This is a genomic window from Halogeometricum borinquense DSM 11551 (assembly GCF_000172995.2).
GTDB classification, from domain to species: Archaea; Halobacteriota; Halobacteria; order Halobacteriales; family Haloferacaceae; genus Halogeometricum; species Halogeometricum borinquense.
In genome coordinates, this window is record NC_014729.1 from 648,333 (window position 1) to 659,462 (window position 11,130).

Below are 11,130 nucleotides of genomic sequence, written 5' to 3' on the forward strand. Positions count from 1 at the left end.
TCAACATCAAAGAGTTAGATAACTTTCCCTCCACCGGAGTGAATCTGACACTTCGACAGTTAGTATAATTCAGTCCCAAGCGTGGAAGTCGCTTTCAATCTCCCCAGTGAATTCTCCATCTTCATTAAGTGAATAGACACCTCTGATCTGGCTCTTACCGAACTCATTGCCGCTAATAGTTCCTGTAGATATTCTTTTCTCGCCTTGCACAAGCCATACTATGGACAAACCTGTTTGAGTTAGTTCCTGTAGGAGGTTGCTATCTCCTCCGATCATTGTCAATGAATTCACCCTGTCGAGCAGTCCATCTGACTCAGAAACGTCGGCAATCCGAACTGGGTTTGTTGACTGGTTCATGAACATCTTTTCACCAACAACCCATTCCATTTCAAGTAGTTCCGAGAGATATGGTGATGGCACGAACATTCCATACGATTCGTCTATCGAGCAGTCATACTCGGCTTCCCAATGGAGGTCGATTATTGTTTTTTCGGTGTCAACAGGAGATCCTCTGATAGCTTGACCGGCGTCCTCTAACCAATCATCAACAACTGGGTGCCATGGGTACTCCCCTCTGAAGACCTGAGTCAGAGTGGCTAACCGAACTAACCCACTTTGAATACTATCGCTCGAAACCCAGTTCTGTCTAACCCATGCCAGCAATTCTGATTTGTCTTCTGCATCTACGATAACGGAATCTATCCAGAAGACAATCTTCCGCTCGGCATCAGACTCCTGACTCTCTTTTTCTCCCCAATTGTATGTTCCATGCAGCGGTAACCATGATTCCTCATCGATAGATATTTCCAACAAATTGGGTATCTCAGGAAACTCTTGGTCATCTGAGACCCACCCTTCAGTTCCTACATCACCAATACGAAGACTGTAATTCGGGACTTGATCAATAGACAGATCAGATTCTGGTTCAGGATTTAGTACAGAGGGGTCTATGTTTCTATCCCAGTTTGTCCAGGGACCACTATAGGGGGTATCCGTTATTGAGTCGGTGAACTCGCAATCATCCGTTATCCAAGCGACGAACTCGTAGTAAGCAATCCACTGGTACTTTTTACTGAATTTCTCGGGTTTCCGAGTCCCCCTTCCTGCTCGCAACCTCCAGTTCACGCACTGGTCGAATTCACCAAACGAATCTGGATGCCAACCAAGGTCAAACACTCTTTTCGTAATCCATCTAAGAGCCTCGTCACCAGAGATGTCATAACCGTGTACATGAGTGCTGTCACTATTCGTTCCAACAACGTACCGAGCAAAATCACTGAAACCGCCTCCCTCAAAGTCAGATCCCACTAAACCAATCCAAAACTTGGATTCAAGATCTGTATCTGCATCTTCCAACCGTTCTGTTACCTGATCTCGTAACTCATCCGGACTTGGAATACCGATACTGAACGAGCTGTCATACGGCGGTCTAATCTTATCAAGGTCTACACTGTAGGTATCAGACTTGTCGTTTGCCAGTTCAATGATTCCCCTAGCATAGTCTCTTGTCAGGATATGTGGCGTTGGATCACCATCCTCAAACTCCAGTTCAAATACAGTGTCAGCAATGTCTGTTACCGAGTTCTCCGTTCTGTTTCGGAGAACCCCACCGTAGGCTGCTGCATAAACTCTCTCCAAAATGTATGGATCGTTCACACCTCGGAAGCGTTCAATCAAGTCAATATAGATCTCAAGGTCGGAACCTACGACATTGACTATCGCCTTGGTAGATCTATCCCGTAGAAATCTGTTGGGGCAGCAAAGGAACCAAGATAAGGTAACCGAGATCAACCGCTTCAATTCGATTGACTCAATTGGATTGTTCTCCAGAGAGAAACCCCAGTTAACCAATCGAAATACCTCGGAAGTATCTTCACCGAATTCTTCGTGCAGGAACCTAGACCAATCGTGGTCTCTTCCACGAACACCATATTCCATCAGGATGCCGTGGAGATATTCTGTGTTTAATGGATGCTCTGAACTCGTTGCTAACGTAAGGAGAACCCGCCAGAGTTCATATAGTTCATCTAATTCCCCGATTTCGCTCCAAAGATAATCCGTGACTTCTTGACTAATATCGCCATTCGAATCGATCAGTGTTTGGGGATCTCTCCAACCCAGACTCTTAATGAACGGAATCAAAATCGCCTCTGAATCAATGAAATCGAATATTTCGACGTTATGTTGCTCAGGAAGATGGATCGATAGCGCTTGAATCAGTCCAGAATACCGGAATGGGTCGTCAAATACCTCCTGCAACTCATCACTATCGGATAGAGCATCCCTGAAATCACCGTCCACGTAGAGGTCGAGATACTGCTGTGCCAACATATGGTCTGCAAACTTATCATACGAGAATCTAACCGCTTCTCCTGCATCCTCATCAAACTGGACAACCTCTGAAATCACACCCTCACTCAAGATATGCCTGTATAGACTCTCTGGGTAGCGTCTTCCTGGTAGAAAGTCATTGACGATCTGCTTTGCTTTATCCTTGGGCAAGCGTTTGGTGCCGCCTCCCTCTTCAGCCATTTCACGAGCCAGCGCTTCAACAGCAGTTCTTACCTTGTTATCGCTCGGATCGTACTGTAGCTCCCGCCAGAGCCGTTCGTGGACACCATCAATATATCCTTCAAATATCTGGCTAATGCCTTCAGGACCGTGAGAAACCCGGCTCTTTCCCTGTCTCTCCAAGTTCTCACAGAACAGCTTCAAAAACAACGGGACCTGAAACTCTTGTTTCAGAACCGGGATCGAGGAATGGTCTATCCCGTGTGCGTCGAAGAACTTTCGAACAGCTTCGTACTCAACTTCTCTGAAGCCATAGTGTCTGGTTTCGATGAGGTCGTCCTCAGTACTTTCGAATACTCGGTTTTCATAGCCGGTGCGGCAACTAACACAGATCCCGATATGTGGGTAGTTCTCTAACTTCCGTAGCACTCCTGGAAGCTGTCTCGACCACATCCGTGGATCAGAACTCTCATTCAAAGCGTCGATCATGATGAGAGATCGAACACCACGTGATTCTCCGAGAGAATCTAGGGCACCTAAGAACTCTTCAGTACCACAAGTCAATCCAAACCGTTCGATAATCTGCGTCCAAATATTCCTGTTATAGAAGTTCTCGCCGAGCAACAATACAGTCGGGTAACCTTCCTCAATTCGGTCTTTAGCGACATTGCATAACAGGTGTGTTTTCCCCATCCCTGCTTCCCCAAGCAACTTCAAAGCAGGGTCCTGAGCTACCTGCAAATCCTTCGATTGAACATATCTTTGAAAGCTGTATACTTCACTCTGGACTTGACGGAAACGATTCAGGGTATGTTTTTCTGTTGTACCTACTGAATCCTGTTCTTCCTCTGCCTGTTCTTTGAGAGTTCGAAGCTCCGGTTCCAGTGAACTGATCGCTTGCTCTGCCTGTTCAAGAGTATCAACTAACTCTTGAATAGGGATGTCTGTATCCACCTGTTCAATATCTTGGAGAAGGACTGGTATCTGTTCTATTGCATCGTGTAACTCATGAAAAGATTCCTCATCAGCCTGCTTCAACACCTCAATACTTCTCTGGGTGAACAAGCTACTTGCTTCCTCACTGAGAGCATCTAAACGATCTTTAACGTCCCCAACGAAAGCTGGGGTTCTCCCTAATGGCTCAAAAATATCCGATGCTTTGATATCAACGTGAAGCTCTGGTGTGTACCGCTCACTAGCATTAGAAATCGTTTCTTCTAGCTCTGACCGTAATTTGGATCCAGTTAGTTGGTTTGTGTTGAACCAGAAGTAGAGCCGACCTTTGTGCTTCTCCTTACTTAGGAGTTCTAATAGTCGGGATTGACCCCAGAAAACGAACTCCACATCCATGTCACGTTCATCCGCCCACCTTTCCCATTTCTCCTTCCGGTCATTGTACTTCTCAAGTGCGGTCTTAACCCCTTTACGCGGGCTGTGAGGTCGGTCGCATGGGACACATACAAAATACTTGGTTAGTCCTGGATAGGTGTCTAGTGCTTTTTTAACAGATCTGTCGACTTGTGATAGGCTGCTATTATCGATTCTATCTACGTATTTTGCTTGCCAACCCCATACATCTCCTTCCGGGGACTCCCATTTGCATTCGATTCCTGCGTCTGGGTCGCCAATACGGGTATATTTCCATGAACCAGATATGTCTTCAAATTGGTGTGCAATCTGGCTACAGAGTTCCTCGAAGCCCTTCCTGCGGGAAGTTTCAACCGGTCTAATATTGTTAAAGTTGATAGAAATGCTCATGGACGTAATCCAACTCGTGCTTGTGTTTCAAGTAAGTGTCTGGTTCTGAGACAGGTTTGAGTATAATAGTTTGGTCGACTGAAGGCTTGGAATCAGGGTAGAATAATTTGAACCGGTCTGACTCGCAGGTTTGAGCCAGGTTCGAAACAGGGGTGCGACTAAGTGGTGTATTCCGGTTCTTTTAGAGGTGAAGTGGTTTGATGGCTTGTAGGTATTCTTGTTGTGCTTGGTTACGGTCGATGCGTGTGTAGATGTCTATGGTTTCTGACTCGGAGTCGCCTCGGATGTATTGGAGGATGTGGTCGGGCATTCCTTGGTTTCTCATGAGGGTGGTGAAGACGGTTCGGAAGGTGTGTGGTGTGAATTTTTTGTGGAACCGTGTTTCGCCTTCTTCCATGACCCCGGTTTTAACGGCTGCCTCCCTGACTTTCCGCCGGATTCTTTCCCGTGTTAGCTGGTTTCCGGTTCGACTGGAGGCAAACAGGTATTCCGAGGTGTTCTGGTCGATGAACTGGAGGCGTTGAATCATTCTCACTGTTTCATCGTCAACGGGTATGACGGTGGTTTTGCCTCCTTTCCGGTTGGTAAGCCGAATAAAACCGTCTTCGAGCAGTAGGTCTTCGCGTGTGATGGTGAGTGCTTCTGTGACTCGGCACCCGGTTTTAGCGAGTACTACTGCCACGGTCTTGTCCCGCGGATCATCGATAGCGTGAACAATCTTCTCAGCGTTTTCCCATGTGGCGCAGTCAGGTCGGTCGTGGATCTGCTTAGGAACTTCTTCGAGTACGACCGCGGCAGGGTTCCCGGTGATGTCTTCGTATCGGGGTCGTTTCATTGCCCAAGCGTAGAAGCTGCTGAGTGATTCGAGGTAGCGGCGTTTGGTGTTTTGTGCCAAGTCTCGTTCTACGAGTATTCTCAGGTACTGTTCAACGTGGTGTACTTCGACGTCTTCCGGGTCAAGTTCGGGGAAGTGTTCGTGGAAGAACCGTTGAAGTGTCCGGCTGTACTCATTGATTGTCCGATGGCTTCTACCGGTCGTGGTCTTGCTTGTAAGGAACTCGTTGATCGAGTCGTGCTTGTTCTCGAACCGGGTTTTGTACCAGTCATCACCCATTACTTGTCACCTCCTGAGTTGTGTTTCCAGCCTTTACCACGCCGGAACACCACCCTTGCTTCGTCTCCGAGTTTGTAGAGACCGGTCTCCAAGTCAAGACGAACCCTTCTCCGAAACTCCGGCTGCTTCAACAACTCTTCGAGAAGTTGGTCGAACGGAGTGTAGTTCTCAGACAGAATCTTCTCAACCAGTTCCTCATCGATCGTTTGAGTCTGGGAGGTTACCCTGTTGGATGACTGGCTTTCAAGCTGCTGCTCAAGCTCCTCAACCCTCTGCTGTAACTGTTCGACTTTTCGTTTGTCACCGAGTTTCAACTGACCTTGTTCTCGGAGGTACCGAGCCTCCTGAATCAAGTCTTGGAGGTACTGGATCATCGAGGTACCGCGCTCTTCGGCCTCTGCTTTCCACGTTTCTTTGTGGGTTTCCGGCGGGTAGAGCTTCACCAACGAAGTGTCATCACTGATGCCACTGGACGATTTCCAACCAGTCATTTAAAGATCAATCCTCCAAGTAAACGTATGTAAACTTATTCTTATAAGTCTAGTACTGTATTGAAGGCCTCGGCACTCATAGGGTTCGTCACTACCGAGTGCCTAGTTCGGTTCGGAACGGTGCCGTCGTCATCGGCCACGCGGAGGTACCGGAGCCATCGTCAAGAGCATTCCGAGAGTCCGCTCGAACTACGTGTCAAACCCCGTCCGGCATCGCGTGGTTCTCCTCGTCGGCGAGATTGTGGAGCCGGTCCGTGCGGCCGGCGTCGAACTGTGACTGGCATTGAGCCACCCACGACCCAGAGCGTTCAGCGGAGTTCGGCGTGTGGGCTGTGGTTGTCGTCTCGGGCGTCGGCTTTGGTTCGGTCGCGTGTCGGGTATGTGTGCTCACGTGTGAATGGTGTTGTGGGACGGTCTGATGGCTGTACGGCCGGAAAACAGTTATTCGCGTACAGATACGACCGACATGAGGTATCAACACATCCGAAGACAAACATAATAAATGTTACTGTACAATTTGACGATTTGTTTCTCACCCGCTGGCGAGCGATAGAGTGGAGTGTTTCAGAACGTGAGCGGTTCCGACTCGATCATCTCGACGTTGGTAAACTCGAACCGGACGCCACCGTCGGGACTCTCCGCGAGCGACACCGTCCAGCCGTGAGCCTCGGCGATGCTCTTGACGATGTTGAGTCCGAACCCGGTTCCGTCCTCGTTCGTCGAATATCCCGCCTCGAACACTTCCTGACGGTCAGCGGCCGGAATACCGGGTCCGTCGTCCTCGACGGCGAACCCGGAATCTATCGGCCTGACGATGATAGTGACGTCTGACCCTGCGTGTTCGCGGCTGTTTCGGAACAGGTTCTCGAACAACTCGCGCAGTCGGCTTCGGTCACACGCGACCGTTCTGAGGTCATCGAGCAGTCTGAGCGTTGCTGACGGCGACCCGGCCGTCTCCCAGGCATCTTCGGCGACAGTCTCGAGTGGTACCTTGTCGAACTCATCGATTGCCGTTCCTTGCTGTGCGAGCGTCAGCAAGTCTTCGATGAGTTCGTTCATGCGCGCTAGCGCGTCTGCGACTCGGTCGAAGTACTGTTCGTCGCCGTGTTCCTGTGCGAGTTCGAGGAAGCCCTCCGCGACGTTCAGCGGGTTGCGCAAGTCGTGTGAAACAGCCCCTGTGAACTCCTCTAACCGTTGGTTCTGTCGTGCCAGTTCGCGCTCGCGTTCTGCGAGTTGTTCGTGGGTTTCTATCGAAGTAATTGCGTGACCAATCGTGTCTCCGAGTTCTGAAAGAACCTCCTTTTCACGTTCGTCGAAGACGTTCTGTCGGTCCGCATAGATGCTGATGAGACCGTACACGGTTTCGTCGTCACGTATCGGCACGACTGCCAGCGATTCGGCATCGAGCGCCTCGAACTGATCCCACCACGGTTGCATCGTCGGGTCCTCGAATACGTTCGGAATACACTGTATCTCGCCGCTCTTGATCGCTCGGCCTCCTGCTCCCTTGCCGGTCGGGTCGTCGTCTACGGTGACGACGAGCGATTCAAAATACTCCTCGTCGAATCCAGTCCACGCAACGGGTCGAACGCGCGAGTCAGTTGGGTCGTATCGACCAATCCACGCGGCGTCGTACGGGCCTGATTCGATCACGCGGTCGCAGACTGCCTGTTCGAGCGCAGATCGCTCGGAGTTGCTCACGAGCTCTTGGGTTGCGATTCGCAGCGTGTCGTTGATGCGATTCAACTGTTCTAGAGAACGCTGTTGCTCCAACCCCCGAGCATCGTAGACACCGACCAACAACCCGATGAGCGCCCCAGCCGTTGCAACGTTGAGCATCGGGACCACTGGGTCTATCAACGGAAATCCTCGGATGACGGTGGCGACGAACACCCAGCCGCCGAGTATCGTGAGCGCTACGACGCCGGCGCTCATCCACGCCAGTATCCGCCCCACAAACTGGTTTCCGACGAACTGCCCACGGGTTATTAGCACACCAACGAATAGTAACGAAGTTGATAGAACGAGCGGAAACAACTCCACAGTCAACTGCGCTGGTTCTGCGAACAGTCCGATGGTGTTGTACAGGTGATACAGGCTGGGGAGCAGACCGATACAGATGACAAACCAACCCCCAGTGCGTGCCGAGATCCCCCTCATTGGCGTACCTGACGCCGGCTTCGTGATATAAATTTCGGCAACAAGTTAGAAAACAAACATTACTGCGACGGTGGTATTCGGTTACTTTGTGGGCGGAAAGTACACTTTGTCGAGTGGTGGGGTAATTTGCTGTACGAACTCAGACAATAATTATGTTAATTGGTATTCTGGGGCAGTAACCAATAGATGATGGGTGGACGGATGGCCGACTCACAGACGGCATCGGCCGACGACCGCTGCTTGCATGGTATCTACGGGAGATCCGTGTACAGCAATGTCTCTATCTTCCATCAGACGGGCACGCTCGGAGACCGACAACGTCTGACTTCCGCCCTCTCTCGCACCCCAAGGGAGGTCCGCAAAAAGGAACGCGTCACGACGTAACGTGGCCGCAGGCCCTCTCGTGGTTTGGCTCTCTCGTCGCATCTGTAGCGGAGTCGTCATCCGATCGCACGGTATCGAACAGATGAGACGCGTGCTGACGTGCAGGCGCGACTATACCTTCCGAGCGAAAGCGAGCGTTCCGCTGGTACGTTCGATGATCGCGCGGACCGTGTCGCCCTCGCGTGCACCGGTGACGAAAATCGTGTACTTGCCCTTCTCGGCAACCCCGTCACCCTTGCGACCGGTGCCGGTAATCTCCAGTTCGTACGTCTTGCCCTCCTCGATGGCGGGTCCGGTCTGCGTTTGCGTTTTCGCGGCCTGTTTCTGAACCGGCCGGAACGCACCACACGCCTCACAACGGAGCATGTCCACGCCGTCCTCGGTGACGAGACGCGTGTCCGGCAGGCCACACTCCGTACAGGTGACGTACTCGGCGACGTATTCGTCGATGGCCGCCTCGAAGTTTGCGACGCTGAACGACCCGTTGTATCGGGCACGGTCACCGTCGAACTGGCCGTTCGTCCCGAGCTCTCGCTGGATGTTTCGGTGGAGATGGCTCGCTTCGCGCCCGAGGGCGTCAGCGATCTGCCCGAGGTTGGTCAGTCGGGTGAACGCGCCGTCTGTCTCGCCTTCGGGGTCGGGAACGCTGAGGCGTGACTCTTCGTAGTTTCGCTCCGGAAGTGTGTCGAACGCTCTGTCGAGAGAATCTGCGTAGTCCATACGCACGAGAATGGGTGCGGACCTAAAGCCGTTCCGTGTGCCGTGGTTAACGCGGACACGCCGGCGATGGGAGCAAAACTCCGTCATACGGGCCTCTCAGCACTTTCTCTGGGGGTCCGACAGATTCGGCCTGAATCAGGCTCTTCACCCGCCGGTTCGAGTGATATCGAGTGTTTCGATCAGTGGGAGCGCGCGTTCGTAGCGCGTCGCTCGTGTCTTCCCGCGGACGACGCCCCAGACGGTCACCGTCTCGTTCTCCAACAGACGGACGCTCATCGAGTCGTCGAACAGCGTCCCGATTTCCCACCGGCAGGCCACCGCGTCAGTCCACTCGTCGGCCTCCGTTTCGGCCACGAGGAGGTCAATCTGAAACGTCTCTTCGCGTTCTTTCACGCTATCAACTGTCCCCTCGTATCGAACGGCGTCGCCGCTGAATGCCGCGGTGTCGGCCGCCAACTCGTGATACGGAATGCGCGTCGCGTTGGCCGGACGGTCGCCCCCCGACGCGGACTGCCGACTCGGCATCGCTTCGTTCATCCGGGTCTGGTTCGTCACGTTCGGGTCGAACGAGACATCCATCCTCGGTAGTCGCCCGCGCAAGTCGGTCATATGGCGGCGGATAGCGGCCCGTGCCTCCGGCGACGACTGCACGTAGTCCGACAGTCGCTCGACGGCTAGATAACTGCCGAGACCCACGAGAACGTACGATGCAACCGTCTTCACCGCTTCTCGACGGTCGATCTCCTCTGTCTCCTCTTCATCGTCGTCGGCGTCGTCACCGTCACCGTCTACGGGTTCACCTAACCAGTCGGTTTCCTGTTCTTCCTCTGTCGTCTCATCATCTTCGGGTTCGACACCCGCCTCGCGCAGTTCCACGGCGAGACCGCTCGCGTCGAACGTTGCGATTCCCGGTGGAATGACCCCCGAGTTGAGACCGGTCTTGGCGGCGACGACGTGCGGTTCCACCTCGTCGCGGTCGCAGGCGTTGACGAACACGCGCAACTGTCGCTCCGTCGCGCCGTCGGCATCGACCCACGTCCGAACCGTCCGTGTGGCCCCCTCGTCTGTCTCCCCTACCGCTTCGACGTGTATATCCGGGCCACTGAATGTGAGAGTCGTTTCGTATCCCCGCTCCTCCCAGAGTCGCTGTACCAACGAGGCGACATCTACTGCTGACGCATTCGATATCACCTCGTGTATCGACCCCTCTCTCATCATCAGATCTCAATGATAGGGGCAAAATACTGTTCCGGCCTGAGTATCAATCTTGATTTTACTGTTATGCCTAATTGACAGAAATCTCCAGCAGGCCGATCTTCGAACGGGCCGCGTTTGGTCTAGCGTCGATATCGGTTCTTCACTCAGCGTCGATACCGGTCTTCATCGACGACGGCGGCGCGTTCGCGCTCGGCGCGCGCATCGTCCACCGAATCGTTTGCCACCAATCTATCGAGTTTCCGTTCGAACTCCGCTTCGGTGATTTCGTCTTCGACGTACTGCCGTTTCAGCGACGCCAGCGCGTCCTCTCTTCGTTCTTCGGGCGTCGGTTCGGGTTCGGAGAACACGTCGGCGACGCCGAACATTCGGAGGATGGGGAACATCCGCTCGGCGCGCCGGGCGATAGACTCGACTCGGCCACCACGGGGGAGCGACGCCTGTCGGGCGAGACCGTAGACGACCCCAACGGATGAGACGACGGCAACGATGACTGAGAGGGCGAATACGGGGAGTTCGGGAAAGGCGAGGTCGAGGAGTACGGTGACGAGCGACCCGCTGAGGAACGCACCGCCGACAACGACGGCGGCGTACGCGAGGAGAACGACCGCGAGCGTCCCTGAGACGAGGAGCGACAGGAACGACACCAGTACCAGTCGATTCCGGAGGACCATGTGACCGTGTCCGTTCCCGACCCGGCTATATCTATCGGATAATAGTGCGTAATGACACGTTTCGTTTCTTTCGTCTCGTCTCGGGTCACACGATACACTCGAT

8 protein-coding genes are annotated in these 11,130 nt (G+C 52.9%); all 8 read right to left on the reverse strand.

From position 1 onward, the window contains the following. Positions 1-69: 69 nt before the first annotated feature. Positions 70-4,269, reverse strand: a complete 4,200-nt coding sequence (locus HBOR_RS03385; protein ID WP_013440480.1) for an NACHT domain-containing protein — start codon at positions 4,267-4,269, stop codon at positions 70-72. A 181-nt stretch (positions 4,270-4,450) separates the two neighbouring features. Beyond that, on the reverse strand, positions 4,451-5,383 hold the full coding sequence (locus HBOR_RS03390) for a tyrosine-type recombinase/integrase (protein ID WP_006055130.1): 933 nt from the start codon (positions 5,381-5,383) through the stop codon (positions 4,451-4,453). Next, complete coding sequence (locus HBOR_RS03395; protein ID WP_013440481.1) at positions 5,383-5,874, reverse strand: hypothetical protein; 492 nt, start codon at positions 5,872-5,874, stop codon at positions 5,383-5,385. Before HBOR_RS03395 ends, HBOR_RS03390 begins: the two co-directional genes overlap by 1 nt. A gap of 196 nt (positions 5,875-6,070) precedes the next feature. Next, on the reverse strand, positions 6,071-6,265 hold the full coding sequence (locus HBOR_RS19205; protein ID WP_081457868.1) for a hypothetical protein: 195 nt from the start codon (positions 6,263-6,265) through the stop codon (positions 6,071-6,073). 173 nt (positions 6,266-6,438) lie between these two features. Then, entirely contained in the window at positions 6,439-8,034 is a 1,596-nt protein-coding gene (locus tag HBOR_RS20260; RefSeq protein WP_006055128.1) for a sensor histidine kinase, read from the reverse strand. A gap of 495 nt (positions 8,035-8,529) precedes the next feature. Further along, positions 8,530-9,138 carry a translation initiation factor IF-2 subunit beta gene (locus tag HBOR_RS03405; RefSeq protein WP_006055127.1) on the reverse strand — a complete coding sequence of 203 codons (609 nt, stop codon included), beginning with the start codon at positions 9,136-9,138 and terminating at the stop codon, positions 8,530-8,532. Between the two features lie 144 nt (positions 9,139-9,282). Beyond that, a complete protein-coding gene (locus HBOR_RS03410; RefSeq protein WP_241432349.1) occupies positions 9,283-10,353 on the reverse strand; it encodes a hypothetical protein in 1,071 nt (356 codons plus the stop codon). Positions 10,354-10,499: 146 nt separating this feature from the next. Beyond that, positions 10,500-11,027 (reverse strand): SHOCT domain-containing protein, encoded by a 528-nt coding sequence (locus HBOR_RS03415; protein ID WP_006055125.1) that lies wholly within the window; start codon positions 11,025-11,027, stop codon positions 10,500-10,502. Positions 11,028-11,130 lie beyond the last annotated feature (103 nt).

Excerpts from the sequence above, each read along its gene's own strand:
- HBOR_RS03385 (WP_013440480.1), bottom strand. The coding sequence starts at position 4,269 with ATGAGCATTTCTATCAACTTTAACAATATTAGACCGGTTGAAACTTCC.
- HBOR_RS03410 (WP_241432349.1), bottom strand. The coding sequence starts at position 10,353 with ATGAGAGAGGGGTCGATACACGAGGTGATATCGAATGCGTCAGCAGTA.
- HBOR_RS20260 (WP_006055128.1), bottom strand. The coding sequence starts at position 8,034 with ATGAGGGGGATCTCGGCACGCACTGGGGGTTGGTTTGTCATCTGTATC.
- HBOR_RS03405 (WP_006055127.1), bottom strand. The coding sequence starts at position 9,138 with ATGGACTACGCAGATTCTCTCGACAGAGCGTTCGACACACTTCCGGAG.
- HBOR_RS03390 (WP_006055130.1), bottom strand. The coding sequence starts at position 5,383 with ATGGGTGATGACTGGTACAAAACCCGGTTCGAGAACAAGCACGACTCG.
- HBOR_RS03395 (WP_013440481.1), bottom strand. The coding sequence starts at position 5,874 with ATGACTGGTTGGAAATCGTCCAGTGGCATCAGTGATGACACTTCGTTG.
- HBOR_RS03415 (WP_006055125.1), bottom strand. The coding sequence starts at position 11,027 with ATGGTCCTCCGGAATCGACTGGTACTGGTGTCGTTCCTGTCGCTCCTC.